The organism is Mesorhizobium sp. B3-1-7 (assembly GCF_006439385.1).
Taxonomy (GTDB): domain Bacteria; phylum Pseudomonadota; class Alphaproteobacteria; order Rhizobiales; family Rhizobiaceae; genus Mesorhizobium.
In genome coordinates this window covers 38,032-64,773 of record NZ_VFTL01000040.1, presented here as the reverse complement: position 1 = coordinate 64,773, position 26,742 = coordinate 38,032, and the positions used below count along the sequence as shown (strand labels likewise).

Below are 26,742 nucleotides of genomic sequence, written 5' to 3'. Positions count from 1 at the left end.
CGAAAGTGGAGAGCCGGCGCGGGAATTGCCAATCTCCCCCCTCGAGGGGGAGATGTCCGGCAGGACAGAGAGGGGGGCGCGGAAACGCCAGCCTGCGGGAAGCCCCATTGGCCTATTTAACCTCACCAACACTCACGCCCTCGGCATCGTCCTGCCCTACGGCAGCATGCCGGCGCAGTCCCTCATCGACCTCGCCATACAAGCCGCGAACCTCCACGCGACCGAAATCCGCCTCGCCCCAGGCCGCGCCTTGCTCTTCCTCGGCCTCTCCGCCCCCTACTCCCTGCAAGCCTCCGCCGCCACTCTCGGCTTCGTCACCGACCCCACGGACCCACGCATCCGCATCGCCACTTGCCCCGGCACGCCGGCCTGCGCTTCCGGCCGTATCGCCACGCGCGCCATCGCCGAAACCATTGCAAAACAAAGCCCCGGCCTCATCGACGCCTCGCTGACGCTCCACATTTCCGGCTGCGCCAAGGGCTGCGCGCATCCCGGCGCGGCGACACTGACCCTGGTCGGCGACGAAAACGGAGCCGGACTTGTCGTGGACGGGACGGCAAAGGCCCTTCCTGCCGCGTACAGGCCGGGCTATGACGCCGCGCGCGGCATCGCCGGCATCCTTGCCGCGCTGCGCGCGCAACGACATCAAGGCGAGACTGCCGCCGCCTGCCTGGCAAGGCTTGGCGCGGCCGGCATCGCCGAACTCTATCGACGGAACCATTAAATGGCCGCCTACGACTACATCCACGACGGCAACGCGATCTATGAGCGCTCTTTCGCCATCATCCGCGCCGAAGCGGACCTGTCGCGCTTCTCCGAGGCGGAGGCGGATGTCGCGATCCGCATGATCCATGCCTGCGGCCAGGTCGAAGCCGCCAGGAAGTTCGTTTTCTCCGGCGATTTCGTCATCGCCGCCCGCGCGGCCCTTGCCGCCGGTGCGCCGATCTTCTGCGATGCCGAGATGGTGGCGCATGGTGTCACCCGCGCCCGGCTGCCGGCCGGCAACGAAGTGATCTGCACGCTGCGCGACCCGCGCACGCATGACATCGCCAGGGAAATCGGCAACACCCGCTCGGCGGCGGCGATCGACCTCTGGGGCGAGCGCATGGCCGGCTCGGTCGTCGCCATCGGCAACGCGCCGACCGCGCTTTTCTATCTCTTGGAAAAGCTGCGCGACGGCGCGCCGAAGCCTGCGGCGATCATCGGCATGCCGGTCGGCTTCGTTGGCGCCGCCGAATCCAAGGATGCGCTGGCCGAGAATTCTTACGGCGTGCCCTATGCCATCGTGCGCGGCAGACTGGGCGGCAGCGCCATGACCGCCGCCGCGCTCAATTCGTTGGCGAGGCCGGGCCTGTGAACGCGATTGTAAAAGGCCGTCTTGTCGGCGTCGGCACCGGCCCGGGCGACCCCGAACTGCTGACGCTGAAAGCAGCGCGCGCGCTGGCCGAGGCCGACATCGTCGCCTATTTCGCCAAGCGCGGCAACAACAGCAATGCGCGCGCCATTGTCGAGGCGCGCTTCCGGGCGGACATGATCGAGCTGCCGCTGCTTTATCCGGTGACCACCGAAATCGACAAGGACCATGACGACTACCGCTCGCAGATCGCCGATTTCTACGAGCAGTCAGCCGAACAGGTCGCCGAGCATCTCGGCGCCGGCAAGATGGTGGCGGTGCTGTCGGAAGGCGATCCGCTCTTCTACGGCTCCTACATGCACCTGCATGTGCGGCTTGCACACCGGTTCCCGACAGAAGTCATCCCCGGCATCACCGCCATGTCCGGCTGCTGGTCGACCACTGGCCTGCCGATCGTCCAGGGCGACGATGTGCTGACCGTGCTGCCGGGCACGATGAGTGAGTTCGAGCTGACCCGCCGCCTGGCCGACACCGATGCCGCGGTGATCATGAAGGTCGGCCGCAACCTGCCAAAAATCCGCCGCGCGCTGGAAGCGACCGGCAAGCTGGCGAAAGCCGTCTATGTCGAGCGCGGCACGATGCCGGGCAGCATCTCGATGCGGCTTGCCGAAAAACCGGACGACAAGGCGCCCTATTTCGCCATCGTGCTGGTCGCGGGCTGGTCGGCGCGCCCCGGAGCCAAAGCATGAGCGGCCGCCTCACCGTCATCGGTCTCGGTCCGGGCAATGCCGACCAGGTCACGCCGCAGGCAAGCCATGCGGTGGCCGAGGCTTCGTTCTTCTATGGCTACAAGCCCTATCTCGACCGGCTTGAGCTGCGGCCGGACCAGACCCGCATCGCTTCCGACAACCGTGAGGAACTTGCCCGCTCCAACGAGGCGCTGGCCAAGGCGGCCGAGGGCCATAGCGTCGCCGTCGTTTCAGGCGGCGATCCCGGCGTCTTTGCCATGGCCGCGGCTGTCTGCGAGGCGATCGAAGCCGGGCCCGACGAATGGCGTTCCATCGACCTGTCGGTCGTACCCGGCGTCACCGCCATGCTTGCGGTCGCCGCCCGCATCGGCGCGCCGCTCGGCCACGATTTCTGCGCCATCTCGCTCTCCGACAATCTGAAGCCATGGGACCTGATCGAGCTGCGCCTGCTGGCGGCGGCTGGAGCCGGCTTCGTCATCGCGCTCTACAACCCGATCAGCAAGGCCCGCCCCTGGCAGCTTCGCCGCGCCTTCGAATGCCTGAAGGCGATCCTGCCCGGCACCACGCCGGTGATCTTTGGCCGCGCCGCCGGGCGCCCCGACGAGCGCATCGAGGTTTTTCTGCTGGCAGACGCCGATGCGGAAAAGGCCGACATGTCGACCTGCATCATCATCGGCTCGCCCGAGACCCGGATCATCAAGCGCGGCGAACGGCCGGCGCTGGTCTACACGCCGCGTTCGGCAACGGGCTCGAAAAGATGATCGACTTTTGCCGCCAGCGCATCGACGGTTTCGGCCGAGGGCACGTTAGGCAGCGTCGGCCGGCGGATCATGACCACTTCGATGCCGAGCGCCCGCGCCGCGGCGGTCTTGCCGTAGGTCGCCTCGCCGCCGCTATTTTTGCAAACGACGGCATCGATCCTGTATTTTTCGAGCAGCACCCGCTCATCCGCTTCCAGGAACGGCCCGCGCGCCAGAACGTAGAGCGCGTCGGGCACGGCAAGCTTCGGCTCGACCGGATCGACGCTGCGGATCAGATAGCGGTGCTGCGGTGCAGCTTCGAAGGCGCTCGCCTCCTGCCGGCCGATCGCCAGGAAAACGCGTCGCGGCGCCGTGCCGAGGGCAGCTGCCGCCTCAGCGACGTCATCGACCAGCGTCCAGTGGTCGCCTGCGACAGGCTCCCAGCCGGGACGACGCAGCGCAAGGATCTGCACGCCGGACCGCTTGGCCGCCTCGGCGGCATTGGCCGAGATACGGGCGGCGTATGGATGCGTGGCGTCGATCAGCAGATCGACATGCTCTTCGCGAAGATAGGCAGCCAATCCCTCCGCGCCGCCAAAACCGCCGACACGCACCGGCACGCCTTGCGCGGCCGGGCTTTCGGTGCGGCCGGCAAGCGACAGCGTGACCGAAAAATCCTTGCGACGGGAAAGCCTTCCCGCCAGTTGCCGGGCTTCCGTCGTGCCGCCGAGGATCAGGATATGGTGGGTCATCATGCCTGCTAAGGGTCCGCGCGCCACCAAGCCAGCCTCAAAATGGCTGACCGTCATCGGCATCGGCGAGGACGGTGTAGCGGGTCTCGGCGACGAGGCCAAGCAGCGTATTGCCGAGGCCGAAGTGGTGTTCGGCGGCAGCCGGCACCTCAACCTTGTCGCGTCGCTGGCCAAGGGCGAGGCGCGCCCGTGGCCGACGCCGTTCGATGCCGAAATGCGCGACGTGCTGGCACTCAAAGGCAAAAAAATCTGCGTGCTGGCCTCCGGCGACCCGTTCTTTCATGGCGTCGGCTCCACGCTGGCGCGCAAGGTCAAGCCGGATGAGATGCTCGTCCTCCCGGCTCCATCGTCGCTGTCGCTGGCCGCCTCCCGTCTCGGCTGGGCGCTGCAGGACGTCGAGACCATCTCGCTGCACGGCCATTCGATCGACCTGATCCTGCCCTTGCTCCACCCCGGTGCGCGCATCCTTGCCCTGACATCGGACGCCGACGCGCCGGCGGCCATCGCCGCACTGCTCGACGAGTTCGGTTTCGGCCCGTCGCGACTGACGGTTCTCGAAGCGCTCGGCGGGGCCGATGAGGCGCATCGAACCTCCCGCGCCGATGTCTTCAATCTCAAAGACATCAACCCGCTCAATGTGCTGGCGCTCGAAATTGAATCGACGCCGGATGCGCGCGTCCTGCCCTTGACCGCCGGCCTTGCCGACCATCTGTTCGAGCATGACGGCCAGATCACCAAGCGCGAGATCCGCGCCATCACGCTGTCGGCGCTGGCGCCACGCCGTGGCGAGCTGTTGTGGGATATCGGCGCCGGTTCCGGCTCGATCGGCATCGAATGGATGCTGGCGCATTCCTCGCTGCGCGCCATCGCCGTCGAGGCCGACGGCGAACGCGCCGCCCGCATCCAACGCAATGCCGCGCATTGCGGCGTGCCGGGCCTTGCCGTGGTCGAAGGCGCCGCGCCCAAGGCGTTCGCCAAGCTCGAAACGCCGGATGCGATCTTCATCGGCGGCGGCGGCAGCGATACCGGTGTGCTGGAGAAGGCGATCAAGGCGCTACGCTCCGGTGGCCGATTGGTCGCCAACGCGGTGACGCTGGAGATGGAGGCGCTGCTGCTCGACCAGTACAACCGCCGCGGCGGCGATCTTACCCGCATCGCGCTGTCGCGCGCGGCAGCTGTCGGATCCATGCAGGCGTGGCGGCCGGCCATGCCGGTGACGCAGTGGAGCTGGGTGAAACTATGATGGTTGCGGGCATCGGCAGCCGCAAAGGCGCGAGCGTCGAGGAAGTACTGGCGGCGGTCGAGACCGCGCTCGAAGCGCATGGCCTGGCGATGACGGCGCTTTCCGCGCTGGCGACGGGCGAAATCAAGCGCGACGAGCCGGCGATCTTCCTTGCCGGCCGAGGCCTCGACCTCCCCGTGCTCATCATGTCCGACGCTGCGCTGCAATCCGTCTCGTCCGGCACGGTCAGTCGGTCCGAAGCGTCGCAGGCCCAGGCTGGCACGCCTTCGGTTTCGGAAGCCTCGGCTCTGGCCGCGGCCGGAAAAGGTGCGAAACTGCTTGGGCCGCGCATCGTGCTCGGTCCTGTGACCTGCGCTATCGCTCTTGGCGGAGGTACCGCATGACCGTCCATTTCATCGGCGCCGGTCCAGGTGCGGCCGATCTCATCACGCTGCGCGGCTCGCGGCTCCTGGCCAGTTGCCCGGTCTGCCTCCATGCCGGCTCGATCGTCGCGCCCGAATTGCTCGAGCATTGTGCGCCTGGCACCAAATTGATTGACACCGCGCCGATGTCGCTCGACGAGATCGAGGCCGAATATGTCGCCGCGCATAAGGCCGGCCAGGATGTAGCGCGCCTGCATTCCGGCGACCTCTCCGTTTGGAGCGCGGTGGCCGAACAGATAAGGCGGCTGGAAAAACACGGCATCCCTTATACGCTGACTCCAGGCGTGCCTTCCTTCGCGGCAGCCGCGGCCGCGCTGCGCCGCGAGCTCACCATTCCAGAACTGGCGCAGAGCCTGGTGCTGACCCGCGTTTCCGGCCGCGCCTCGAAAATGCCGCCAGGCGAGACGCTGGCCGGCTTCGGCCGTACCGGCGCCACCCTCGCCATTCATCTTGCCATCCACGCCGTCGACCGCATCGTCGCCGATTTGACGCCGCTTTACGGCGCCGAATGTCCGGTCGCGGTCGTCTTCCGCGCTTCCTGGCCGGATGAGCGCATATTGACCGGCACACTGGGCACCATCGAAGCGCAATTGGCGGAAAACCCGATGGAGCGCACGGCAATCATCTTCGTCGGCAGCGCGCTTGCAGCGCAGGATTTCGGCGAAAGCTCATTGTACGACGCCCATTACCAGCGGCGTTTTCGCGGACGGGACGGATTGTGAACGGCAGCGCCAATACGAACGGACGGGCAACGGTGGAACAGGCGCTTGCGCGCCTGAACTTCAAGCCGCGCGAGCTTGAGCCCGGCCATGTCTGGCTGGCCGGCGCCGGCCCCGGCGATCCCGGCTGCCTGACGCTGGAGGTGCTGGCGGCGCTCGGGCAATGCGACGCGCTAGTTTATGACGCGCTGGTCTCGCCCGATGTCGTGGCGGTCGCTCAAGGCGCCGAGCTTTTCTACGCTGGAAAACGCGGTGGTCAGCCCTCGATGAAGCAGGACGACATCAACGCCCTGCTGGTACGGTTGGCGCGCGAAGGCCGCCGTGTCGTGCGGCTCAAGGGCGGCGACCCTTATATTTTCGGCCGCGGCGGCGAAGAGGCCTTGGCGCTCGCGAGCGAAACCATTCCGTTCCGCGTGCTTTCCGGCCTGACCTCCGGTCTCAGCGCATTGGCCGCCACGGGCATTCCCGCCACCATGCGCGGCATCAACAAGGCCGTTATCCTGGCTACCGGCCATGCGGCCGGCACCGATGAGGACATCGACTGGGCGGCGATCGCCCGCACTGGACAGCCGGTCGTCATCTATATGGGCATGGCCAACCTGCCGGTCATCGCGGCAAAGCTGCTGAGCGGCGGCCTGGCGCCATCGACACCCGCGGCTGTGATCGTCGCCGCGACCACCCCGCAGGAACGCACCGTCGTCGCCACGCTCGCCACCATCGCGGACAAAGCCGCGGCCGCCGGGCTCGCTTCCCCGGCGCTGATCGTGGTCGGCGGCATCGTCGCCATGCGCGCAGCACTGACGGGCGGCACATGACGGCGCGCGCGATCATCATCGGCGCGCCGCGCTCCGGCTCGGGGAAGACCAGCGTCACCATCGGCCTGCTGCGCGCGCTCGCTCGGCGCGGCCTGAAAGTGCGCGGCGCGAAGTCCGGACCGGACTATATCGATCCCGGCTTCCACACCGCCGCCACCGGCTTGTCCGGCGTCAATCTCGACAGCTGGGCGATGCCGCCTGCCCTGCTCAACGCGCTGGCCGGCCAAGCCGCCGATGATGCCGAATACGTCATCCTCGAAAGCGCAATGGGTCTGTTCGACGGCATCCCCGCGCCGGAAGGCCGCTCCGGCTCGGCCGCCGATCTTGCCCGGCTCTACGGCTTGCCTGTGCTTTTGGTGCTCGACGTTTCCGGGCAATCGACCACGGCGGCGGCGGTGGCCAAGGGTTTTGCCACCTACGATCCCGATGTGCGCATGGCCGGCGTCGTGCTCAACCGGCTCGGCAGCGAACGCCACCGGCGGCTGTCGGGCGACGCCATCGAGGCGATCGGCCTGCCCGTGGTCGGCGCCATCGTGCGCGATCCGACGCTCAACCTGCCGGAGCGGCATCTCGGCCTCGTCCAGGCCGGCGAATACGAGAACCTGATGGCGCATCTCGACCGGCTGGCCGACATGGTCGAAAAGTCGCTCGACATCGACGCCATCCTGGCGCTGGCGACCCCGCTGGAGCCGGCAGCCGGCGACTTCGCCGATGCCTTGCAACCGCCAGCGCAGCGCATCGCGCTGGCCGAGGACGCCGCCTTCACCTTCCTCTATCCGCATGTCGCCGCGCATTGGCGCAAGGCCGGCGCCGAGATCGCCCCCTTCTCGCCTCTCGCCGACGAGAAGCCGAGGGAAGATTGCGAGGTCTGCTGGCTGCCCGGCGGCTATCCCGAGCTGCATGCCGGCAAGCTCGCGGCCGCGACGAACTTCCGGACGGGAATGGCGCGCTTCGCGGCGACGAAGCCTGTTCACGGCGAGTGCGGCGGCTTCATGGTGCTGGGCGAAGTGCTGGAAGATGCGGACGGCGAGAGCCACAGGATGCTCGGCCTGCTTGGCCATTCGACCAGCTTCGCCAGGCGCAAGATGAACCTTGGCTATCGCGAGGCGCGGCTGCGCGCCGCCTGCCCGTTGGGGCCAGAGGGCACGCTGATCCGCGGCCATGAATTCCACTATGCGCAGATGACCGCCACTGGCAATGACGAGCCGCTGGCTGACCTTGCCGATGGCCAGGGCAATCCGCTCGGCGCCTCCGGCTACCGGCGCGGCCACGTCAGCGGCACCTTCTTCCATGCCATAGCGAGGGGCGCATGAGCGGTCCTTCCGCACCGAAGCAATTGCTCGACGATATCGGCCTCAGTCTCGTCTTTTTCACCCGGCTGAGGTTTCCATCGAGCGATTTCGGCGGCCGCAGCCTTGCCGACACGATTTGGGCGGCGCCCTTTGCCGGTCTCGCGGTGGCGATCATCGGCGCGCTCGTCTACGCCATCGCCACAGTTCTCGGCCTCGCCACCGAGCCGGCCGCCGCGCTCACGCTCGCCGCGACGATGCTGGTCACCGGCTGCCTGCACGAGGACGGGCTTTCCGACATCGCCGACGGCTTTGGCGGCGGCCGAACACGCGACAGGAAACTGGAGATCATGCGCGACAGCCGCATCGGCGCCTATGGCGCGGTGGCGCTCGGTGTCTCGCTGCTCATCCGCTGGAGCGCGCTGTCCGAGCTGACCGGTCCCGGCCACGTCGTCCTGGCGCTGCTTGCCGCGCATGCGGCCTCGCGCGGCCTGTTCGGCGCCTTCATGCATCTACTGCCGCCGGCCCGAGCCGACGGTCTGTCCGCCAATGCCGGCTCTGTCACGACCGAGACCGCCATCGTCGGCGCGGCGCTCGGCGCGGTGGCGCTGCTGGCGCTCGGCCTTGGCGGCGCGATCGCAGCACTCATCCTGCTCGGCCTGGTCTTCATGGGCTTCCGCGCGCTTTGCCTCAGCCAGATCGGCGGCCAGACCGGCGACACGATCGGCGCGCTGCAGCAGCTCGGCGAGATCGCCGTGCTGCTAGTCGCATCCGTTTGCCTTTCCTGATTCTCTTTCGGAGACCTTGCCCCCCATGTCCCCCCAAACAACGTCCTTCAAATCGCTCGAAGACCTTCGCGCCGCTTGCCTCGACCTTCCCGCCGGCAGCGATGCGGCCGCCGGCGCCGTCGCGAGGCGCCAGGACACGCTGACCAAGCCGCCGGGCAGCCTCGGCCGGCTGGAAACCATCGTCGCCTGGCTCGGCCGCTGGCAGGGCCGCGACATGCCGAAGCTCGATGCGGTGAAAGTCTTCGTCTTCGCCGGCAATCACGGCGTCACCGCGCAAGGCGTCTCGGCCTATCCTTCGGAAGTCACGGTACAAATGGTGGCGAATTTCGCCGGCGGCGGTGCGGCCATCAACCAGCTTGCCCGCATTGCCGGCGCCAAGCTGGACGTCATCCCGCTCGATCTCGAGCATCCGGCCGGCGACTTCACGCAGATTCCGGCGATGGACGAGCAGGCGTTCCTCGCCGCCGTCTCGGCCGGCTATGACGCCGTGACCAAGGACCTCGATCTCGTCTGCTTCGGCGAGATGGGCATCGGCAACACGACGCCGGCAGCGGCGATCTCCACCGCCCTCTTCGGCGGCGGCGCCGAGAAATGGACGGGTCGCGGCACCGGCGTCGACGACGCCGGCCTGCAGCGCAAGGTCGTGGCCATCGAGGCTGGCCTCAAGCGCCATGCCGATTCGCTCTCCGACCCGCTGAAGATCGCTGCCGCCCTTGGCGGGCGCGAGTTGGCGGCGATCTTCGGCGCCACGCTCGCCGCGCGCAAGAACAACGTGCCGGTGCTGCTCGACGGCTTTGTGTGCACCGCCGCGGTCGCGCCATTGGCAAGGCTGCACCCGACCGGCCTCGCCCACACCGTCGCCGCCCACGTCTCGGCCGAAGCCGGCCACCGCCGCCTGCTCGAAGCGCTCGGCCTGCCGCCGCTGCTCGATCTCGGCATGCGGCTCGGCGAAGGCTCCGGCGCCTGCCTTGCCGTCAACATCGTCCGTTCCGCTTTGGAATGCCACGCGAAGATGGCGAGCTTCGCCGAGGCCGGCGTTTCGGAGAAGTAGACGACACCCCCGGATTGCGTGCGATGCACCCGAAGCGCCGGTGAAGCATTGTTTCTTCCGATCGCTGACGGCCTACCGGTCAGAGCGATCCCAGCAAAAGTCTGAGCGGAATTGCTCCAGCTAAGCCGGAGAGATAGGCGTTTCGCCGTTTCCGTGAAACGATGAAACGCCCCAGTCCGTCTTCGAGGCGATCGCGGGCAGGTTCACTGCGAAGCGGCAAATCCGCATTGCTTCTGTTCCATCTCGATCTGCTTCGTGATGCGGATGGCGTTCTGCGCATAGGCCTCGGTCACGGAGCCGCTGTTCACGGTCTTGTCCTTCAACGGACTCACCGCGGCGCAGAGATGGAAAACATGCGGTTCGGAGGACTTCGCGGCTCCGTTTTCCGGCGCGATCCAGTACACGACATCCTGACCGGCAGGGTGACTCGCGTCCTTCGTCGCCGCGGTCACCGCAGAGGTATCCGTGGCGATCTCCTGAGCCTGGGCGGCGACTTCGGGCGAACAGGCCGTGGTCGGCTGTCCCGCCCTGATCTGGGCCGCGCACGAGTTCATGTCCTGGGTGTACTGCTCGACCGACGGGGGCTTGAAGCTGACGCCCATTACAGTCGCAAGCACGGCCAGTGCAGCACCCACTCCGCCGGCTACCTTCTTGGTCTGCGGATCCATGTTCTTGTCGGTGAGGATAAGGAAGATCAACGGGAGGAAGGCAATCAGCGTGATGATCGCGCCGAGCTGGTTTTGGAAGAAGAACCTGGCCGTGTTGGATGCCCGGGCCGGATCGTGCCGGTTGGCAGCCTTCCACAACAAGTTACCGGCGATTGCGAAAATCGCGATTCCGACCAGAATGCCGATCAACAGCGGCAGATTCCCTTGGTCGAACTTGCGCTGGTAAAACAAGACGATCCCGGCAATCTCACCGCCAATGGCGATAATCCACGAGAGCGCGGCGAAAAGGCGAAGGCGCGTCGCGGCGGACTTCTGGCCTTGCGTTGCTTGCCAATCCTTGGTGACGTCTGCGCCCGGCTTGTTGTCGGTCATGACCAGTTCCCCTGAAATCGACACTTTGCAGGGCGGCTTCAATCGAAAGGCCAACTCGCCCGGCGCAGCATCATTGAACGAACGTCTCGTCGTCTGCCTTCGCGACACAGCGAAAAATGTGAGCGCCACGGCAGGCCACATCCCCATCCATATTGCGCACGAGCGAAAGCGTCCATACCCACGGGGCAGACTCCAGTGTGGCGGTGCCTTTGCCCGTCTTTATCTCCGGCTCGAGCCTGACGCTGCATTCGCCGGCGATTTTGCGGGAGCGGCCGTGATCACAGGACTGGCCGAAGCAACCCCACACCCATGCCTCCGAGCAGCGACCTGCTAAGACCCGGAAAAGAGGAGTTTTCCGCAGACGTAAAATACTAGCAAAAGCAAGGGACTAGATGGTGGGTGTGCACAGGATCGAACTGTGGACCCGCTGATTAAGAGTCAGCTGCTCTACCAACTGAGCTACACACCCACACCGCTGGAAAACCAGCGTCGGCGGCGCATATAGCCGCCGCTTTCGGTGATGTCTAGCCCTGCCGGATCATTTCCCGACAAATCGACATGGCATGAACCCGAAAAGTGGATTCCGGTTTTCGGAAAAGATCATACCAGCTCAAAAAAGGCCGCAGGCGTCAGACAAACAGCTTGCCTTCAGCCATCTTGATCGCATGGCCGCCGATGCGCGCGGAGGCCAGTTTCCCGCCATCGACATTGAGCTCGAGGCGGATGCGCGACGGCCGGCCCATTTCCAGCCCCTGCTCGATCCAGAGCTGCGAGATGCCGTCGGTCGGGGCGTCGAAATGCATGATGGCGCCGGCAAAGGCCGCCGCGGCCGAACCCGTGGCCGGATCCTCGTAGGAAGGCGTGCCGGGCACGATCATGCGCACATGGAAGGCGCTGTCGTGATGGACCCGCTCGCGGCAGTAGACATAGGGGCTGGCGAAGGCCCAGTCGCTCTTGCGCGGCGCAAGTTCCGACCACGCCTGGTTATCGAGCCTGATCTTGGCTGCCGCTTCAAGGTCCGCGACCGGAATGGTCACGTAAGGCACGCCGGCAGACCAGAAGGCGACGCGGTGATTCTCGAAGCCGATCTCGTGCGGGGCAAGCCCGAGCGCGGCGCCGATTGCTTCCGGGTCGGCCTTGAGCTCCAGCGGTTCCGGCAGTTTCGCCAGATCGAACTCGGCGAAGGTCGAGCCGTCATGCTTGCTCACCGCGCAACGCACCGGCCCGATATTCTCCTCCAGCACGAAGATGCCGGCCGCCTCCCCGGCGAGTTCCGCAAGCGCGATCGCCGAGCCGACCGTCGGATGCCCGGCGAAAGGCATTTCGTAGTCGGGCGTGAAGATGCGGATACGGTTGCGGTGCTTTGGATTGTCGGCAGGCAGCACGAACACCGTCTCGGAAAGATTGAATTCGCGCGCGATCGCCTGCATGCCGGCAGTGTCGAGCCCATCGCTGTCGAGCACCACGGCAAGCGGATTTCCGGCCAGCCTTTCGGTGGTAAACACATCGTAAAGCAAGTAATTGCGCGCCATGGAGAAAACCTTTCACCTCGCCTCGAATTTCTGCCTCAATCCCAACATGAGGGAAATTTAATTTGAAATTCGAACCTTAAGGCCTGATTTGTGCACGGATAGGGACATCGATTTTCAGCATAGGGGTCCGGCGTGGACCAGCTTGTCAATCCGCCAAACGCGGAATCCGGTACTTCCATAGAGGCCGCGCTCGGGCTCGACCGCAAGGGCGTAAGCCGCAAGCGACGCCGCTTCTGGCTTTATGCGATGCTGGCGATAGCGATCGTCGCCGCGGCCATTGCCGTCTATCGATGGTATGCCGCCGCACCCCCCAGGATTGAATACACCGCCGTGCCTGCGGCGATCGCCGACCTCACCGTCGAGGTATCGGCCACCGGCACCCTGCAGCCGCTGACCCAGGTCGACATCTCCAGCGAGCTTTCCGGCATCGTCCGCTCGGTCGCGGCCAATGAAAACCAGCAGGTCAAGAAGGGCGACGTGCTGGCGACGCTCGACACCGCCAAGCTGGAGGTCCAGATCGAACGCGCCACCGCCTCCGCCAAGGCTGCGGCCGCCGCCGTCGAGGACGCCAAGGTCACCTTGCAGGAGAACGAGAACGCGGTTGTGCGCGCGAACGCGCTGACCAAGCGCGGCATGGCGACGGACCAGTCGCTCGAGGCGGCGACCGCGACGCGCGATCGTTCCAAGGCAGCGCTCGACAGCGCCGAAGCCAATCTCGCCATTGCCCAGGCCGACCTGAAGGCGCAGCAGACCGATCTCGCCAAGAGCACCATCTATGCGCCGATCGACGGCATCGTGCTGACGCGCTCGGTCGATCCCGGCCAGACGGTCGCGTCCTCGCTGCAGGCGCCCGTGCTCTTCGTCATCGCCGCCGACCTTCGCAACATGGAATTGCAGGCCGCGGTCGACGAGGCCGATATCGGCCAGGTTAAGCCCGGCCAGCATGCCCGTTTCACGGTCGACGCTTTCCCGGACCGACCCTTCGATGCCGAGATCCGCGATATCTCCTACGCCTCGGTCACCACCGATGGCGTCGTGACCTACAATGCGCGCCTCGAAGTCGACAATGGCGAGCTTCTCTTGCGGCCCGGCATGACGGCCACGGTATCGGTCGTGACCCGGCAGGCCAAGGGCGTGCTTACCGTCCCCTCGACCGCCTTTCGCTATCGTCCGATGCAACAGCAGGCCCGCGGCTGGAGCTTCAGCGACCTGTTCACCGGCCGCATGGGCCGTCCCAACCGGCAGCGCGAGGCAACGAAAGCCCCGACCGACGGGTCGCGCACGCTTTACGTGCTGGAGAACGGCCGGCCGCACCCGGTCAACGTCAAGATCGGCTCGACCGACGGCGAGTTGACCGAGATCACGTCCGGCCTCGACGAGGGCGCGCAAGTCATCACCGGCGTGCAGCAGCGAAGCTGACGACATGTCGGCTCCCCTGCTCATCACTTTCGACAAGGTCTGGAAAAGCTATGGCGAGGGCGAAGCCCGCGTGCATGCGCTGGCCGGCGTCGATCTCGCCATCCGCAGAGGTGAATTCGTCGCCATCATGGGCCCCTCCGGCTCGGGCAAATCGACGGCGATGAACATCATCGGCTGCCTCGACACGCCGACGGCCGGAACCTACTCCTTCATGGGCCTCGACGCGGGCCGCCTCGACCGCAACCGTCGCGCGCTTTTGCGCAACCTCTATGTCGGCTTCGTCTTCCAGGGCTACAATCTGCTGCCGCGCACGACCGCCGCGGAAAATGTCGAGCTGCCGCTGATCTATCGCGGCGTCGCCGCGCGCGAGCGCCGCGACCTTGCCATGCAGGCGCTGGCCGAGGTCGGGCTTGTCGGGCGCGAGCACCACACCCCGGCCGAGCTCTCGGGCGGCCAGCAACAGCGCGTGGCGATCGCCCGCGCCATCGTCACCAGGCCGACGCTGCTCGTCGCCGACGAGCCCACCGGCAATCTCGACACCGCGCGCACGCACGAAATCATGGAGTTGCTGACCAGGCTCAACGCCGAGCTCGGGCTCTCGATCGTCATGGTCACGCATGAGGCCGACGTCGCGGACTATGCCGGCCGCACCATCCGTTTCCTCGACGGCCATGTCGCCTCCGATACCTTGAAAGCGGAGGAAGCGGCATGATCTGGGAGACCGTCCGCCTCTCGCTGCGCTCGATCCGCCGCAACGTATTGCGCTCGTTCCTGACGCTGCTTGGTATCGTCATCGGCGTCGCCGCCGTCATCGCCATGCTCACCATCGGCTCCGGCACCACCGAGAAGGTCAAGGCCGACATTTCCAAGCTTGGCAGCAACCTTCTCGTCGTTCGCGCCGGCCGGCCCGCGGGACCAGGCGGACCGGGAGGTCTCGACCAGGCGGTGCGGCCGCTGGCCGAAAAGGATGTCATCGCGCTCGTTGCGCATCTGAGCGGCGCGCGCGCGATTTCGCCTGCTTCGCAAAAGCAGGCCCGCGTCATCTTCGGCACCGAAAGCCTGACCTCGGGCGTCACCGGCACCGACAGCGCCTATCTCGACGCCCGCGACTGGAAACTGGTATCGGGACGGCCGTTCAGCGATTCCGAAACGCGCGCCGGCGCCGGCGTTTGCCTGATCGGCGAAACCGTGCGCCAGCAATTCTTCGGCGCCGGCGATCCGGAGGGCGAGATCATCCGCGTCAACCGCACCTCCTGCAAGATCATCGGCCTGCTCGAGCCCAAGGGCTATACCGGCTTCGGCCAGGACCAGGACAATGTCGTGCTGATGCCGCTGCACGCCTATCAGCGGCGCATCGCCGGCAACCGCGATATCGACAACATCTATATCGCCGCCGACGACCGCACGCCGACCACCGAGCTGCAGCCGCGCGTCGAGGACATCTTGCGCGACATGCGCCGCATCACGCCGGACCGCGATCCCGATTTCGCCATCCGCGACATGACCCAGATCGCCGATGCGATGACCAGCGCCACCACCACCATGACCGGCATGCTGGGCGCCGTCGCCGGCGTCAGCCTACTGGTCGGCGGCATCGGCATCATGAACATCATGCTGGTCTCGGTCACCGAACGCACGCGCGAGATCGGCATCAGGCTGGCGATCGGCGCGCATGAGAAGCACATCCTCATCCAGTTCCTGGTCGAGGCGACGGTGCTGTCGCTCTTTGGCGGCATCATCGGCATCCTTATCGGGCTGTCGCTGGCCGGCCTCGCCTCGATGGCGTTGACGATACCTTTCGCGCCGAGCCCCGCCGTCATCCTGCTCGCCGTCGGCTTTTCGGCGCTGATCGGCATGGTGTTCGGCTTCTTCCCGGCGCTGCGCGGCGCCCGCCTCGATCCGATCGACGCGCTCCGGCACGAATAGCCAGATCACAGCGACTGCTGACGTCCGGACGTCCAGCGTGGTTAGTCGTGGCCGGCGAAATGCCACTCGATCAACGGCTTCATATGCGGCATCAACCCGTCGGGCAGATCGCCGGCGTGGCGGATGATCACCGGCCCCTCGATCTCCGGGTCCGTCTCGGTGGCGACGAAGGCCGTAATGCGCCGTGCCAACTCGTCGGCGGGCTCGGCGACCCGGTAACGGCGAAAGATCACCGTGCCGCTCGGCGTCGAGAGCGCGTGATAGTGCCGTCCACGCTCGGCCTCCGACAGGTCGAGCCCGGTCTCTTCCCCCACCTCGCGGATCATGTTGAAGTCGACATCGACCAGCCCGTCGCGGAAATCGATCGGCTCGAAGGAGCCGGCGGCGAAATAGACGCGGCCGGCATTGACGGTGTGCGGCCCCATGCGGATCGCCACCAGCGCATTGTCGCCTGCGACCAGCATGGCATGTGCATAGGCATGTTCGGCGCCGGAAATTTCGCGCCGCTTGCGCCACAGCAGGAAGGTCGAATAGTTGACCGCATGGCAGCGGCCGGCGAGGCGGCCGTCCCGGTAGGCAAGCTCGGAAAGCAGCACCACGGTGCCGTCGAACAGGGCCGGATTGGCTGCTGTTTCCTGCCGCCAGTTCTCGGCGATCGCCGCCGCATTGCTCAGCGCGAAGGGATGCGGGCCGGTATCGAGACGGACGTCGACCGCATCGACGGGCAGGATGACATTGCGCGGCAGGTCGAAACTCAAGACGGTCACGCCATGTCCAGTGTGATCGCCACCGGGCAGTGGTCCGACGCTTTCGGCCTGTCCCAGCCGGCGCGCGGGAAACGCTCGACCTCCTGTCCGGGCGGAAAGATGGTGCGCCAGGGCTGGCCGTTGCGGATGATGTCGGGAACGGCGGTGGCGTTCTTCGCGGCAAGCGCCTTCGACAGCAGGATATAATCGAGCTGGCAGAGATGCCGCTCCTCCGGGCCGCGCGTGTGGTAGAAGCTCCAGCGGTCCATCTCCGGCCGCCGTTCGACGACATTCTCGCAAAAGCCGCCGGCGGTAAGCACGTCGATCGAGGACCGGGCTTCGTCGACAACCTCGAAACGGTAGCCATCGATGGCATCGCCGTCGACCTTCACGCGTTGCCGGTAGTCGTTCAGGTCGCCGCAGACCACCCAGCGCTTGTCGGCGGCATGGTCCTTGCCGAAACGCTCCTCGATGATACGGCGCACCGCCTGCGCCTCGGCGATGCGCAGCGGCATCGACGCCTCGCGGCCGTCCAGCCCGTTGCGCGGCGGGCCCATCGATTTGAAATGCACGAGATAGAGCGTCAACGGCGCGCCGCCGACCCGCAGGTCGATCTCCAGGCAGTCGCGGCGAAAGATACGCTCATTGGCGAGATAGCCGAGCCCGGCGAGCTCCGGCGTGAACAGCCCGAACTGCTCGAAAGTGACATAGGCGTGGCTGGTCATGCGCGAGAATTCGATCGGCTGCCCCTGCGCGGTTTCGTTGCGCATCATCACGGCGACATCGATGCCGCGCGTATCGTTGCCGGCGGTGGTGTATTTCTGCCGGTACCCCCGCCCGACCATCTTGAACAGATAACCGTATTCGAAGGCCTTCAGCGCCTCGATATTGTCGACCTCCTGCATGCAGATGACGTCCGCGCGGGTGGCCGCGATGGCGAGCGCCGTCAACTGGCGGGTGTCGTCGGACTGGGCGATCGCGCGGGCCTGCTCGAGGATGCGGTATTCGGCCTCGCTCTGGATGTCGAAGAGCGCCAGCGTGCGGTCTTCGTTGAGCTGGTTGCGGTAGCCCGAGAAATCGAACCTGTTCATCAGGTTCTCGACATTGAAGGTGGCGAGGCGCAGCGACATGGCCGCGACCTTTGCCTGCAAGCGAGGGCGAAAACAAGGGCCAGGCCGATACTCGTCATGGTTGATGGAACCTTTCCGTTCATCCTCCGTTCAGACGGAAAGTTCCAACAATAGGCCTTTCCCCGGGGTGTGCTGGGCGTGGGGCCTTTACTCCTTGGAGAGTGAAATGAAACCGCTTTTTTCTTCCCTGAGATCCGGGCTTCTGGTCCTGGGCCTCGTTACCGGCGTGACGGCGCCATCGGTCGCCGGACCGATCCTGCAACCCGATCTCGGCGTCGCGACGAATACCGCCGCGCCGAAGATCATTCCGGTCCGGGACAGCTGGGCCGGCGGCAACAACAACAGGGGCGGCTTCCAGGATTGGCGTTGGCGTAATCGCGGCGGCGACTTCAGGTGGCGCGGCGGCAATCGACACTTCTCGCGCAACTGGGACGGCGGCAGGTGGAATGGCGATGGCGATTGGCGCTGGCGGCACCACCACCGCCGGCACTTCCGCGGCGGCGACGCGGCGATCCTGGGGCTGGGCCTCGGCCTTGGCTTGGGCAGCATGGCCTATGGCAACTACTACGATCCCTACTATTACGATCCCTATCCGCGTTACGCTCAGCCGCGGCGCATCTACCGGACCGGGCGGCTGTCCAGCGCGCATGTCCGCTGGTGCTACGACCGCTACCGGTCCTATCGGGCCTGGGACAATACGTTCCGGCCCAACTACGGTCCGCGCCGGCAGTGCATCTCGCCCTATATCTGAGCTCGTCGGCAGGAATGATGAAACGGCGCCCTTCGCGGGCGTCGTTTTATTTTGCCGCAACCTGTGGCTACGACGGGTGGCTACGACGGGCGATAACGCTAAATTCATTGGCGGCTTCTATCCATTCATGCCGATCTCCCCCAACACGACGACTCGCAGGACCAGGTTGCAGGACGTGCCCGCCATGGCCGAAAACGAACACAGAAACCAACACAGGCACCGCGTGCTGAAAGGCGCGGCGATCCTGACTGGCATCAACAATTCCGAGGTGAGATGCACGGTGCGCAACATGCATGCGAACGGCGCCGAGCTGAAAGTGCCCATCGATGCGCGCGTGCCGGACGAATTCCTGCTTTATGTGCCGGTCAACGGCATCGGCTACAAGGCAGTGGTGCGCTGGCGCCGTGAGGATCGCATCGGCGTCGAGTTCACCGACACCGAGCCCAAGCCGCACTGGCACTACGGCTGAAATCGCGTCCACCTTGCGTAATAAAAAGCCGGCGGATTTCTCCGCCGGCTTGAAGCTGCAGCAACCGGAAGCCTGATGACAATTCGCCCTGCCGATAGCCGGCAGGGTGGAATTGGCGCAGGCTTCTTAGTTCTTGGCCTTGTCGACCAGCTTGTTCTTGGAAATCCACGGCATCATCGCGCGCAGCTTGGCGCCGACTTCCTCGATCTGGTGGCTGTCGTTGTTGCGGCGGATGCCCTTGAAGCGCGACATGCCGGCGCGGTATTCCTGCATCCATTCCGAGGTGAACTTGCCGGTCTGGATGTCCTTCAGCACGCGCTTCATCTCGGCCTTGGTCTCGGCGGTGATGATGCGCGGGCCTGAGACGTACTCGCCCCATTCGGCGGTGTTCGAGATCGAGTAGTTCATGTTGGCGATGCCACCTTCATAGATCAGGTCGACGATCAGCTTCACTTCGTGCAGGCACTCGAAATAGGCCATTTCCGGCGCGTAGCCGGCTTCCACCAGCGTCTCGAAACCGGCGCGGATCAGCTCGACCAGACCGCCGCACAGCACCACCTGCTCGCCGAACAGGTCGGTCTCGCATTCCTCGCGGAAATTGGTCTCGATGATGCCGGAACGGCCGCCGCCGACGCCGCAGGCGTAGGATAGTGCCAGATCGAGCGCGTTGCCCGAAGCGTCCTGGTTGACGGCGACCAGGCACGGCACGCCGCCGCCCTTCTGGTATTCGCCACGCACGGTGTGGCCCGGGCCCTTCGGCGCGATCATGACGACGTCGACCGAGGCCTTCGGCTCGATCAGGCCGAAATGCACGTTGAGGCCGTGCGCGAAGGCGATCGCCGCACCATCGCGGATGTTCGGGGCGATTTCCGATTTGTAGATGTCGGCCTGCAATTCGTCGGGCGTCGCCATCATCATCAGGTCGGCCCACTTGGCGGCGTCCGCCACGCTCATCACCTTGAGGCCGTCGGCCTCGACCTTCTTGGCGGTCGCCGAGCCGGCCTTGAGACCGATGGCGATTTCCTTGACGCCGGAATCCTTGAGGTTGAGCGCATGCGCCCGGCCCTGGCTGCCATAGCCGATAATGGCGACCTTCTTGCCCTTGATCAGATTGAGATCGGCGTCACGATCGTAATAGACACGCATTTGGTGTTCCTTCCCGTTTTGAAGATCAGAGGGCCAGTGGCCCGGTTTTTGCTCCGAAGAGAGCGAGAAACTGTTGCGTCGCGCGCGCGGCATCGCCGCCGATCGTCGCCCCAGTCAATTCCACCCGGTCGCCGAGCAGCAGACGTATCTGCACGTCGCGGCCGACCAGACCGAAAAAGGTTCTGAACGCCGTCTCGGCGTCCTCGAAATCGAGCAGCCCGGCCTGCAGACCGGCTTCAAGCACCGGCTTCAGGCGCTTGGCAAGAGCGAAGCGGCCATTCTGCAGCACGATCGCGCCGAGATCGTCCTTGCCGGAACCGGCATGGCTGACTGCCACACGGTTCAGAGCGATCGAAGTGTCGCTGGAGATAACCTTCAGCCAATCTGAAGCGAAGCGCTCCAGGCTCGCCGTGAGCGAACCGATATCCAGTCTCTCACGGTCGACGGCCGCGACACGCACCTTTGACGCCTGCCATTGCACCGTGGCGTTGAGCAGTCCATCGCGATCGCCGAACCATTTGTAGAGCGTTTCCTTGGAACAGCTTGCCCGCCGCGCCACCGCCGTCATGGTCAGGTTGTCGCCCTCTTCGACCAAAAGGCGAAGTGCCGCCTCCAGAACGGCCTGCTGGCGCTCGGTGAGCGCTTCGCTGTTGTCGATATCCTGCACGCTGTGCAACACGTTTGCCCTCGATACGTCGACAAGACCGATGCGTACCGTACGTTACGGTTCGGCTTCTATGCCGTATTGCCCGAAGTCATGCAAGCCCTATTTTCCATTTCCTTACCGGAGGGATAAGATGCTGGTCGGTCTGCTCGCCCTGGCCGTAGCCGCCGCCTTCACCGGCGCCGCTGTCTATGTCAGCGTCGCGGAGCAGCCGGCGCGGCTTGGCCTCGATGACCAGGCGCTGCTGCGCGAATGGCAGCCCTCTTATAAGCGCGGGGCCGCCATGCAGGCCTCTATTGCCATGGTAGCCTGCATTCTCGGCCTGATCGCCTGGTGGCTGACCGGCGCGTCAGCCTATCTTGCCGGTGCGCTGTTCATCATTCTGCCTTGGCCATGGACGCTGCTAGTGATGATGCCGACGAACCGGATGCTGGAGGCGATGGATGTCGAGGCCCCCAATTCTCAGGCGAGGTCATTGATCGTCAGGTGGGGCGGGATGCATCTGGTCCGTGTCGCGCTGGGCGCGCTGGCGACGATCGCATTTCTATGGGCCTTGCGCCTGCCCTGAAAGCTGGTCGGCTCATGGATTTCAGTCCGCGACCGGCGGATCGCGCAGCCGCCCGAGCAACCCGGCAAGCATCCCCAGTTCCTTGGCGGAAAGCCTGTCGCCCATGAGTTCCGCGATCGAAGCGCCATAGACGGTCCAGATGCGGCGGCGCATGTCCCGACCGCTTGGCGTGATGCGTACGGTCTGGCCCCGGCCGTCGTCTGAGACGGGCAGCTTTTCGACCAGCCCATCCGCCTCGAGCCGGGCCAGAAGCCTTGAAACGCCGTACTGTGCCAAGAGAACGCGATCCATCAGCTCGAACGGTCGCAGCCCCCCCTCGCCCGCCTCCGCAAGCTCGTGCAGCACATCATACCAGGCGAGCGGCGGCAGCCTGCCGGCTTTCAGTGCACCCTCGGTCCTTTCGACCAGTTGGCGCGAGACGCGCATCAGGCGCGCCCAGGCGATGACGGCTTCGGGTGATGGTGATGTTTTCGTCATCGGGCCAGCCTAAGCGATAGATGCAATTGCATCAAGCTTGACGATCGATGCAAACGCATCCATATAGATGCAAATGCATTTATATGGAGAGAACCGATGAGACATGAAATCTGCAAGATCGCCGACATTCCGCAAACCGGCAGCCTGATTGCGCCTTTCTTCGGCCGCGAGGTCCATGTCTGGCGCAGCGGCGAGCGCATCCGCGCCGCGGCCAATATCTGCCTGCATTTCGGCGGACCGCTGGACTGCAAGGACGGCGCTTTCGTTTGCCAGTGGCATGGCGCGAAATTCGACATGGCAAGCGGCGAGCGCCTGGAAGGCCCGGCGCCGAAAGGCTCACGCCTGATGTTCCTGTCGACCCGCGTCGAGGATGGCGCGCTCAACTATGTCTGGGGAGAGTGAGATGACCGGCAGACTCACCCTCGTCAGCCATCATCTCTGCCCCTACGTCCAGCGCGCCGCGATTGCGCTTGCCGAAAAAGGCGTGCCGTTCGAGCGGGTCGATGTCGACCTCTCCAACAAACCCGACTGGTTCAAGGCGATCTCGCCGCTTGGCAGGGTGCCGCTGCTGCGCGTCCGGCACGGCAATGCGCAGGATGTGATTTTCGAATCCGCCGTCATCCTCGAACTCCTCGAGGAGACAGAGGCCAATCCCTTGCACCCGGCCGATCCGCTGGCGCGGGCCAGGCATCGCGCCTGGATCGAATTCGGCTCGGCCATCCTCAACGCCATCGGCCGCTTCTACTCCGCTGCCGACGAAGCTGCTTTCCTCGATGAAAGCAGAGGCTTGTCCGGGATGTTTGCACGTCTGGAAGCAGAATTGTCTGCAAGGCAAAGCGGTCCGTGGTTCGCCGGCGATCGATTCTCGCTGGTCGATGCCGTTTACGGGCCGGTCTTCCGCTATTTCGATACGTTCGACCGCATCGGCGATTTCGGCATCCTCGACGGCAAGCCGCTCGTCCAAGCCTGGCGCGAGGCCTTGAGCGAACGCCGGTCAGTGAAGGAAGCCGTCGGCCCGGACTATCCGCGGCGGCTGCACGCCTTCCTTCTGGCAAAGCAATCTTATCTGTCTGGGATCATCCAGCGGCAGGCCATTGCAACTCCGCAAGTCCGATCCGCCTGAACGGGTCGATCACCGTGCCGGCGACCATGGCGGCGAGGAATTGCGGCCCCGGCGGAATCCTCGCAAGCGCCGCCACCATGCGGTCGCGGACAAAGGGCAAGGCCGCGGAATCCGATTGGTAGAACGGCGTCAGCGACAGCGACAGCGCCTGGAAGACGCGCACATGCCAACGGCGCGCGCTTGCATAAGTCGCAAGCGCGCCGTCGATGCCGTTCGTCCGCGCCAGCGCATGGCTGAGCGCGGCCGCGTCGAGCAGCGCCATGTTCGCGCCTTGCCCGAGTTGCGGGCTGGTCGAATGAGCGGCGTCGCCGATGACGGCAAGCCGTCGGCCGGCCGGCAGCGTCATCGTGTGGTGGCCATAGCGGGCGAGCGAGAGCTGCTCGAAACTGTCGATCTGACTGGTGAAAACCTCGCACTCAGGCCATACCGAAACCACCCCCGCCTTCCAGGCGTCGAGCCCCTTCGCCTTCACCTGTTCGGCGTCGGCCGGCTTGAGGCTCCAGAAGAACGCCGCCATGTCTTCCGCGCCGGGCTCCGGCCGGCCGATCGGCAGCACGCCGACCATAACGCTTGCCTTGTCGTAGCGCTGCAGCAGCGCGCGTTCGTCGAAGCCGTCGCGCCAGCCGAGTGACGCCCAGAATGCCCCATAGGCGAGCGGCCGCGGCATCGCGGCATCGCCAAGATAGTGCCGCAGCTTCGAGCGCGCGCCGCTGGCATCGACGATAAGGTCGAATGGGCCGAGCCGCCTGCCGTTGCCGCAGACGAGCGTCGCGCGCTCGGCCGCCTCCAGCGTCCCGACCTCGACATTGGTTTCGATGGTGATCGCTTCGCGCAAGGCAGCACGGTAGAGCACGCCGAACAGCGCCGCCCGGTGCACCGCGAGGCCGAAGCGGCGGCCGCGCCGCGCGTCGTAGCGGACTTCGAGCACAGTGCGGCCGCTGCCGGCGTCGGTGCCGTGCAGCCGCTCGATCCGGCTGCCAAGCGAAAGAATCTCGGCGAGCAGGCCGAGATCGGCGAGCACGGTCAACCCGGTCGGCTGCAGGATGAGGCCGGAGCCGAGGGGCTTCGGCGCGTCGAAACGCTCGAAAATGGTGACCTTGTGCCCTGCCCGGTTGAGATAGAGTCCTGCCGCCAGTCCGGCCGGCCCGGCACCGGCAATCGCTATGTCGTAAGATCTGCTCATCGCCCGCCCAAGCCAAGCCGGCGCGACAATCTCCCACCAGTATCGTCAAATCAAGCTGGCGCTTTGACGCCCATCAAGTTTGGGCATCGAAAGCTGCGCGGGCCGCGCGCACCGCGTCATGGTTGAGCTCGGCCCACTGGATCAGCATCTGCAGGGGTGCGAACATCGAGCGCCCAAGATCGGTCAAGCTGTATTCCACGCTCGGCGGCTTGGTCGGAAACACTTCGCGATGAACATAACCATCGCGCTGCAGGTCGTGGAGCGTTTGTGTCAGCATGCGCTGTGAGATGTCGGGAACCAGCCGTCGCAATTCGCCAAACCGATAGGGCTTCTCGGCCAGCGCCATGACCAGCAGCGAGCTCCATTTGCCACTGATGCCCTGGATCACGTCACGGACCGGACAGTCGGCGAAATTGGCGCCGTTCGTCATGGCCTTATAGATCTCGAGCTTGGCTTTGAGATTGAAGATCTTGCTGTCCATCGCGACATCCGCTGGTCGAAATTTCGGCCGGCCGGGGTGGTTCCCTCGCCGTGCCTACCTCCCGAAAAACTGCCTTCTTTACGGCTTGAGGTCAATTCCTATTTTAGTGCTGGTCTCTTTTTGAGACTACCACAGCACCCGCCAATCGGCGCAATTCAGGAACCTCCCATGACCGAAACACTCCTCGTCACCGGTGCCTCCGGCCAGCTTGGCCGCGCCGTCATCGATCACTTGCTGGAAGCGCAGAAAATTGCGCCGGCAAACATCATCGCCGCCACGCGCAATCCCGAAAACCTCGCGGATCTCGCGGCGCGGGGCGTTACCGTCAGGGCTGCCGATTTCAACGACAAGGCCTCGCTCGAGAAGGCATTCAGCGGCGCCGACAAGGTGCTGATCATCTCGACCGGCGACCTTGACCTCAAAACCGGCCGGCGCCTGAAGCAGCATGAGACCGCGGTCGCGGCGGCCAAGGCGGCAGGCGTTTCGCATCTGCTCTACACCTCGATGCCCAATCCGGAGCCCGGCTCGCCGGTGCTGTTCGCCGGCGACCACTACGGCACCGAGCAGGCGATCAAGACGAGCGGCATCCCCTACACCATCTTCCGCAACGGCTGGTACCAGGAGAACCTGTTCATGTCGCTTCCGCATGCCATTTCGTCGGGCAAGTGGTACACGTCGGCCGCCGACGGACGCATCGCACATGGCGCGCGCGACGACATGGCGGCCGCCATTGCCGCCGGCCTCGCTTCCGGCACGAAAGAGAGCAGGATCTACACGCTGACCGGTCCGCAGGCCCATACCGTGGGCGAGATCGCCGCTCTGGTGAGCGAAGTCACCGGCAAGCCGCTGGAAGTCATCCAACTGCCGGACGAGGCGCTGACCGAAGGGGTGAAAGCGGCCGGCGTTCCCGAAGATTTCGCCCGCATCATCGTCTCCTTCGACGCCAACACCCGCGCCGGCCGCATTGCAGAGGTGACCGATGCCGTCGAAAAACTATCTGGCCGCAAGCCGCGGACGCTGAAGCAGTTCCTCGAGACGAACAAGGCTGCCCTGCTCGGCTGAAGTCTGGCGCGCCTGGGGAAGCCGTCCCCCGGCGCGCCTCACTTCGTTTTCTTGAGCAATCCGAGCCGGATCAGGCTCTCGCTGGTCGCCACAAGCGCGTCTTCGCGTGATCGCGGCGTCCAGCCGAGCAGGCGCATGGCTTTGGCGCTCGTGGCGTTTCTCGGCTTGCCCAGTTCCGTCACGATCTGGGCCGCTTGCCCGTCGAACAGGCCGACGATCCGGACCAGCCAGTCCGGCAGCTCCCTCGTCGTAATACGCGATCCTGCGTTGCCAAGCCGCGCCTTCAGCGTCCGCGCGATCTCGAGCATCGTCATGAAGTCGCCGCTGATGGCCAGGAACCGCTCGCCCCTGGCGGCGGGGTTGGTCATGGCGCGCAGATGCAGGTCGGCGACGTCGCGCACGTCGACCACGCCGAACACCATGCGCGGCAGGCCGGGCATCTCGCCATCCATCAGACGCCTGATGAAGTCCGTCGAGGTCGAATGATCCGGCCCCAGGACCGGCCCGAAGATGCCGACCGGATTGACGACCGCCAATTCCAAGGCGCCGCTTTCGCGATCGATGAAATCCCAGGCCGCACGCTCGGCCAGCGTTTTCGATTTCACGTAGGCGCTCACCTTCTGCGACAGATCGGTCCAGTTCTCTTCCGTAAACGGATGGCCGGGAACCGGTACCTGGCCATAGCCGATGGCGCCAAAGGACGAGGTGAGCACGACCCGTTCGACGCCGGCATCGCGGGCGGCGCGCAGCACGCGCAACGCCCCTTCCCTGGCCGGAACGATCAGGTCGTCCTCGTGTTTCGGCACGCCGGGCGGAAAGGGCGAAGCGACGTGCAAGACATATCGGCATCCGGCAACCGCTTCGGGCCAGCCCTTGTCGCTCATGAGATCGGCATAAGCGAAGGAAAGCGCGTCGCCCGGCTCGGCGCTGCCGACCTTCAGCATGGCAAGAACATCGGCTTCGCGCTTGGCCGAGCGCACCGTCGTGCGCACGCGGTAGCCCGCGTTCAAAAGCGATAGGATGCAATGAGCGCCAAGGAAGCCGGACCCGCCGGTCACAAGCACCAACCCGTCGCTCATGCCCCGCCTCTTTCGAAAGCAACT

At 65.4% G+C, this 26,742-nt stretch carries 30 protein-coding genes, 1 tRNA gene and 1 pseudogene; 20 read left to right on the top strand and 12 right to left on the bottom strand.

Annotation, left to right across the window (positions count from 1 at the left end; translation table 11 throughout):
• The 4 genes and pseudogenes from FJ417_RS27570 to FJ417_RS27555 all read left to right on the top strand — a co-directional run.
• Nucleotides 1-768: pseudogene (locus FJ417_RS27570) on the top strand (precorrin-3B synthase); the annotation flags it as partial.
• Complete coding sequence (locus tag FJ417_RS27565) at nt 725-1,357, top strand: precorrin-8X methylmutase (RefSeq protein WP_140785601.1); 633 nt, start codon at nt 725-727, stop codon at nt 1,355-1,357. The pseudogene FJ417_RS27570 and the gene FJ417_RS27565, both read left to right, overlap by 44 nt.
• On the top strand, nt 1,354-2,103 hold the full coding sequence (locus FJ417_RS27560) for a precorrin-2 C(20)-methyltransferase (RefSeq protein ID WP_140785600.1): 750 nt from the start codon (nt 1,354-1,356) through the stop codon (nt 2,101-2,103). Before FJ417_RS27565 ends, FJ417_RS27560 begins: the two co-directional genes overlap by 4 nt.
• Nucleotides 2,100-2,864, top strand: a complete 765-nt coding sequence (locus FJ417_RS27555) for a precorrin-3B C(17)-methyltransferase (RefSeq protein ID WP_140785599.1) — start codon at nt 2,100-2,102, stop codon at nt 2,862-2,864. The genes FJ417_RS27560 and FJ417_RS27555 overlap by 4 nt, the downstream gene beginning before the upstream one ends.
• Here the strand turns inward: FJ417_RS27555 and FJ417_RS27550 are convergent.
• Nucleotides 2,828-3,595 carry a cobalt-precorrin-6A reductase gene (locus FJ417_RS27550; RefSeq protein WP_140785598.1) on the bottom strand — a complete coding sequence of 256 codons (768 nt, stop codon included), beginning with the start codon at nt 3,593-3,595 and terminating at the stop codon, nt 2,828-2,830. The two genes, FJ417_RS27555 and FJ417_RS27550, sit on opposite strands and share 37 nt — an antisense overlap.
• A gap of 1 nt (nt 3,596) precedes the next feature.
• Here FJ417_RS27550 and cbiE point away from each other — a divergent pair, with 1 nt between their 5' ends.
• From cbiE to cobT, 7 genes are read left to right on the top strand one after another with little or no spacing between them, the layout of a single operon-like run.
• Complete coding sequence (gene cbiE / locus FJ417_RS27545) at nt 3,597-4,838, top strand: precorrin-6y C5,15-methyltransferase (decarboxylating) subunit CbiE (RefSeq protein ID WP_140785597.1); 1,242 nt, start codon at nt 3,597-3,599, stop codon at nt 4,836-4,838.
• Complete coding sequence (locus FJ417_RS27540; RefSeq protein WP_140785596.1) at nt 4,835-5,221, top strand: cobalamin biosynthesis protein; 387 nt, start codon at nt 4,835-4,837, stop codon at nt 5,219-5,221. Before cbiE ends, FJ417_RS27540 begins: the two co-directional genes overlap by 4 nt.
• A complete protein-coding gene (gene cobM, locus FJ417_RS27535) occupies nt 5,218-5,982 on the top strand; it encodes a precorrin-4 C(11)-methyltransferase (RefSeq protein ID WP_140785595.1) in 765 nt (254 codons plus the stop codon). Before FJ417_RS27540 ends, cobM begins: the two co-directional genes overlap by 4 nt.
• The gene (gene cobA, locus FJ417_RS27530; protein WP_140785594.1) at nt 5,979-6,794 is read left to right on the top strand and encodes a uroporphyrinogen-III C-methyltransferase; all 816 of its coding nucleotides are present in this window, start codon (nt 5,979-5,981) and stop codon (nt 6,792-6,794) included. Before cobM ends, cobA begins: the two co-directional genes overlap by 4 nt.
• Nucleotides 6,791-8,107 carry a cobyrinate a,c-diamide synthase gene (locus tag FJ417_RS27525; protein WP_140785593.1) on the top strand — a complete coding sequence of 439 codons (1,317 nt, stop codon included), beginning with the start codon at nt 6,791-6,793 and terminating at the stop codon, nt 8,105-8,107. The genes cobA and FJ417_RS27525 overlap by 4 nt, the downstream gene beginning before the upstream one ends.
• Complete coding sequence (gene cobS, locus FJ417_RS27520) at nt 8,104-8,871, top strand: adenosylcobinamide-GDP ribazoletransferase (RefSeq protein WP_140785592.1); 768 nt, start codon at nt 8,104-8,106, stop codon at nt 8,869-8,871. The genes FJ417_RS27525 and cobS overlap by 4 nt, the downstream gene beginning before the upstream one ends.
• Before the next feature lie 25 nt (nt 8,872-8,896).
• A complete protein-coding gene (cobT, locus tag FJ417_RS27515; protein ID WP_140785591.1) occupies nt 8,897-9,922 on the top strand; it encodes a nicotinate-nucleotide--dimethylbenzimidazole phosphoribosyltransferase in 1,026 nt (341 codons plus the stop codon).
• Between the two features lie 203 nt (nt 9,923-10,125).
• Here cobT and FJ417_RS27510 read toward each other — a convergent pair whose 3' ends face one another.
• The 3 genes from FJ417_RS27510 to FJ417_RS27500 all read right to left on the bottom strand — a co-directional run bounded on the left by FJ417_RS27510 (nt 10,126) and on the right by FJ417_RS27500 (nt 12,494).
• Entirely contained in the window at nt 10,126-10,962 is an 837-nt protein-coding gene (locus tag FJ417_RS27510) for a hypothetical protein (protein WP_140785590.1), read from the bottom strand.
• Nucleotides 10,963-11,355: 393 nt separating this feature from the next.
• Nucleotides 11,356-11,431, bottom strand: a tRNA-Lys gene (locus FJ417_RS27505).
• A 160-nt stretch (nt 11,432-11,591) separates the two neighbouring features.
• The gene (locus FJ417_RS27500) at nt 11,592-12,494 is read right to left on the bottom strand and encodes a PhzF family phenazine biosynthesis protein (RefSeq protein WP_140644273.1); all 903 of its coding nucleotides are present in this window, start codon (nt 12,492-12,494) and stop codon (nt 11,592-11,594) included.
• Nucleotides 12,495-12,626: 132 nt separating this feature from the next.
• On the opposite strand from FJ417_RS27500, the gene FJ417_RS27495 reads away from it, so the two are divergent.
• From FJ417_RS27495 to FJ417_RS27485, 3 genes are read left to right on the top strand one after another with little or no spacing between them, the layout of a single operon-like run.
• Nucleotides 12,627-13,913: an efflux RND transporter periplasmic adaptor subunit gene (locus FJ417_RS27495; RefSeq protein ID WP_140785589.1), complete on the top strand. Its 1,287-nt coding sequence runs from the start codon at nt 12,627-12,629 to the stop codon at nt 13,911-13,913.
• 4 nt (nt 13,914-13,917) lie between these two features.
• Nucleotides 13,918-14,625 carry an ABC transporter ATP-binding protein gene (locus tag FJ417_RS27490; RefSeq protein ID WP_140785588.1) on the top strand — a complete coding sequence of 236 codons (708 nt, stop codon included), beginning with the start codon at nt 13,918-13,920 and terminating at the stop codon, nt 14,623-14,625.
• Nucleotides 14,622-15,839, top strand: coding sequence for an ABC transporter permease (locus tag FJ417_RS27485; protein ID WP_140785587.1), 1,218 nt, complete (start codon nt 14,622-14,624; stop codon nt 15,837-15,839). Before FJ417_RS27490 ends, FJ417_RS27485 begins: the two co-directional genes overlap by 4 nt.
• Nucleotides 15,840-15,880: 41 nt before the next feature.
• On the opposite strand, the gene FJ417_RS27480 is transcribed toward FJ417_RS27485, so the two are convergent.
• Both FJ417_RS27480 and FJ417_RS27475 read right to left on the bottom strand, forming a co-directional pair.
• The gene (locus FJ417_RS27480; protein ID WP_140785603.1) at nt 15,881-16,597 is read right to left on the bottom strand and encodes a hypothetical protein; all 717 of its coding nucleotides are present in this window, start codon (nt 16,595-16,597) and stop codon (nt 15,881-15,883) included.
• 5 nt (nt 16,598-16,602) lie between these two features.
• Nucleotides 16,603-17,715, bottom strand: a complete 1,113-nt coding sequence (locus tag FJ417_RS27475) for an endonuclease/exonuclease/phosphatase family protein (RefSeq protein WP_140644266.1) — start codon at nt 17,713-17,715, stop codon at nt 16,603-16,605.
• A 166-nt stretch (nt 17,716-17,881) separates the two neighbouring features.
• Between FJ417_RS27475 and FJ417_RS27470 the strand changes: the two genes are divergently transcribed.
• Nucleotides 17,882-18,466: a BA14K family protein gene (locus FJ417_RS27470; RefSeq protein WP_140655225.1), complete on the top strand. Its 585-nt coding sequence runs from the start codon at nt 17,882-17,884 to the stop codon at nt 18,464-18,466.
• Nucleotides 18,467-18,650: 184 nt separating this feature from the next.
• Nucleotides 18,651-18,935 carry a PilZ domain-containing protein gene (locus tag FJ417_RS27465; protein WP_140644262.1) on the top strand — a complete coding sequence of 95 codons (285 nt, stop codon included), beginning with the start codon at nt 18,651-18,653 and terminating at the stop codon, nt 18,933-18,935.
• 126 nt (nt 18,936-19,061) lie between these two features.
• Here FJ417_RS27465 and ilvC read toward each other — a convergent pair whose 3' ends face one another.
• Entirely contained in the window at nt 19,062-20,081 is a 1,020-nt protein-coding gene (gene ilvC, locus FJ417_RS27460) for a ketol-acid reductoisomerase (protein WP_140644260.1), read from the bottom strand.
• Nucleotides 20,082-20,106: 25 nt separating this feature from the next.
• Complete coding sequence (locus FJ417_RS27455; RefSeq protein ID WP_140644258.1) at nt 20,107-20,760, bottom strand: TetR/AcrR family transcriptional regulator; 654 nt, start codon at nt 20,758-20,760, stop codon at nt 20,107-20,109.
• Nucleotides 20,761-20,881: 121 nt separating this feature from the next.
• Between FJ417_RS27455 and FJ417_RS27450 the strand changes: the two genes are divergently transcribed.
• Nucleotides 20,882-21,313, top strand: a complete 432-nt coding sequence (locus tag FJ417_RS27450) for a DUF1772 domain-containing protein (RefSeq protein ID WP_181181586.1) — start codon at nt 20,882-20,884, stop codon at nt 21,311-21,313.
• Nucleotides 21,314-21,334: 21 nt separating this feature from the next.
• On the opposite strand, the gene FJ417_RS27445 is transcribed toward FJ417_RS27450, so the two are convergent.
• Nucleotides 21,335-21,790, bottom strand: a complete 456-nt coding sequence (locus FJ417_RS27445) for a MarR family winged helix-turn-helix transcriptional regulator (protein WP_140785586.1) — start codon at nt 21,788-21,790, stop codon at nt 21,335-21,337.
• Between the two features lie 96 nt (nt 21,791-21,886).
• Here FJ417_RS27445 and FJ417_RS27440 point away from each other — a divergent pair, with 96 nt between their 5' ends.
• Complete coding sequence (locus tag FJ417_RS27440) at nt 21,887-22,192, top strand: Rieske (2Fe-2S) protein (protein ID WP_140785585.1); 306 nt, start codon at nt 21,887-21,889, stop codon at nt 22,190-22,192.
• Between the two features lies 1 nt (nt 22,193).
• Complete coding sequence (locus FJ417_RS27435) at nt 22,194-22,913, top strand: glutathione S-transferase family protein (RefSeq protein WP_181183311.1); 720 nt, start codon at nt 22,194-22,196, stop codon at nt 22,911-22,913.
• On the opposite strand, the gene FJ417_RS27430 is transcribed toward FJ417_RS27435, so the two are convergent.
• Nucleotides 22,867-24,096, bottom strand: coding sequence for an NAD(P)/FAD-dependent oxidoreductase (locus tag FJ417_RS27430; RefSeq protein ID WP_140785583.1), 1,230 nt, complete (start codon nt 24,094-24,096; stop codon nt 22,867-22,869). The two genes, FJ417_RS27435 and FJ417_RS27430, sit on opposite strands and share 47 nt — an antisense overlap.
• A 73-nt stretch (nt 24,097-24,169) precedes the next feature.
• Nucleotides 24,170-24,577: a helix-turn-helix domain-containing protein gene (locus FJ417_RS27425; RefSeq protein WP_140705807.1), complete on the bottom strand. Its 408-nt coding sequence runs from the start codon at nt 24,575-24,577 to the stop codon at nt 24,170-24,172.
• 168 nt (nt 24,578-24,745) lie between these two features.
• Here FJ417_RS27425 and FJ417_RS27420 point away from each other — a divergent pair, with 168 nt between their 5' ends.
• Nucleotides 24,746-25,639: an SDR family oxidoreductase gene (locus FJ417_RS27420; RefSeq protein WP_140785582.1), complete on the top strand. Its 894-nt coding sequence runs from the start codon at nt 24,746-24,748 to the stop codon at nt 25,637-25,639.
• Nucleotides 25,640-25,677: 38 nt separating this feature from the next.
• Here FJ417_RS27420 and FJ417_RS27415 read toward each other — a convergent pair whose 3' ends face one another.
• Nucleotides 25,678-26,718, bottom strand: coding sequence for an aldehyde reductase (locus FJ417_RS27415; protein WP_140785581.1), 1,041 nt, complete (start codon nt 26,716-26,718; stop codon nt 25,678-25,680).
• Nucleotides 26,719-26,742: the final 24 nt, after the last annotated feature.

Bases quoted from the DNA above. Each gene is read 5' to 3' on its own strand.
- FJ417_RS27500 (WP_140644273.1), bottom strand. From the start codon at position 12,494: ATGGCGCGCAATTACTTGCTTTACGATGTGTTTACCACCGAAAGGCTG.
- FJ417_RS27555 (WP_140785599.1), top strand. From the start codon at position 2,100: ATGAGCGGCCGCCTCACCGTCATCGGTCTCGGTCCGGGCAATGCCGAC.
- FJ417_RS27465 (WP_140644262.1), top strand. From the start codon at position 18,651: ATGGCCGAAAACGAACACAGAAACCAACACAGGCACCGCGTGCTGAAA.
- FJ417_RS27415 (WP_140785581.1), bottom strand. From the start codon at position 26,718: ATGAGCGACGGGTTGGTGCTTGTGACCGGCGGGTCCGGCTTCCTTGGC.
- cbiE (WP_140785597.1), top strand. From the start codon at position 3,597: ATGCCTGCTAAGGGTCCGCGCGCCACCAAGCCAGCCTCAAAATGGCTG.
- cobS (WP_140785592.1), top strand. From the start codon at position 8,104: ATGAGCGGTCCTTCCGCACCGAAGCAATTGCTCGACGATATCGGCCTC.
- FJ417_RS27565 (WP_140785601.1), top strand. From the start codon at position 725: ATGGCCGCCTACGACTACATCCACGACGGCAACGCGATCTATGAGCGC.
- FJ417_RS27510 (WP_140785590.1), bottom strand. From the start codon at position 10,962: ATGACCGACAACAAGCCGGGCGCAGACGTCACCAAGGATTGGCAAGCA.
- FJ417_RS27485 (WP_140785587.1), top strand. From the start codon at position 14,622: ATGATCTGGGAGACCGTCCGCCTCTCGCTGCGCTCGATCCGCCGCAAC.
- FJ417_RS27435 (WP_181183311.1), top strand. From the start codon at position 22,194: ATGACCGGCAGACTCACCCTCGTCAGCCATCATCTCTGCCCCTACGTC.
- FJ417_RS27445 (WP_140785586.1), bottom strand. From the start codon at position 21,790: ATGACGAAAACATCACCATCACCCGAAGCCGTCATCGCCTGGGCGCGC.
- FJ417_RS27475 (WP_140644266.1), bottom strand. From the start codon at position 17,715: ATGTCGCTGCGCCTCGCCACCTTCAATGTCGAGAACCTGATGAACAGG.
- FJ417_RS27470 (WP_140655225.1), top strand. From the start codon at position 17,882: ATGAAACCGCTTTTTTCTTCCCTGAGATCCGGGCTTCTGGTCCTGGGC.
- cobM (WP_140785595.1), top strand. From the start codon at position 5,218: ATGACCGTCCATTTCATCGGCGCCGGTCCAGGTGCGGCCGATCTCATC.
- FJ417_RS27540 (WP_140785596.1), top strand. From the start codon at position 4,835: ATGATGGTTGCGGGCATCGGCAGCCGCAAAGGCGCGAGCGTCGAGGAA.
- FJ417_RS27430 (WP_140785583.1), bottom strand. From the start codon at position 24,096: ATGAGCAGATCTTACGACATAGCGATTGCCGGTGCCGGGCCGGCCGGA.
- FJ417_RS27490 (WP_140785588.1), top strand. From the start codon at position 13,918: ATGTCGGCTCCCCTGCTCATCACTTTCGACAAGGTCTGGAAAAGCTAT.
- FJ417_RS27440 (WP_140785585.1), top strand. From the start codon at position 21,887: ATGAGACATGAAATCTGCAAGATCGCCGACATTCCGCAAACCGGCAGC.
- FJ417_RS27550 (WP_140785598.1), bottom strand. From the start codon at position 3,595: ATGACCCACCATATCCTGATCCTCGGCGGCACGACGGAAGCCCGGCAA.
- FJ417_RS27425 (WP_140705807.1), bottom strand. From the start codon at position 24,577: ATGGACAGCAAGATCTTCAATCTCAAAGCCAAGCTCGAGATCTATAAG.
- FJ417_RS27525 (WP_140785593.1), top strand. From the start codon at position 6,791: ATGACGGCGCGCGCGATCATCATCGGCGCGCCGCGCTCCGGCTCGGGG.
- cobT (WP_140785591.1), top strand. From the start codon at position 8,897: ATGTCCCCCCAAACAACGTCCTTCAAATCGCTCGAAGACCTTCGCGCC.
- FJ417_RS27420 (WP_140785582.1), top strand. From the start codon at position 24,746: ATGACCGAAACACTCCTCGTCACCGGTGCCTCCGGCCAGCTTGGCCGC.
- ilvC (WP_140644260.1), bottom strand. From the start codon at position 20,081: ATGCGTGTCTATTACGATCGTGACGCCGATCTCAATCTGATCAAGGGC.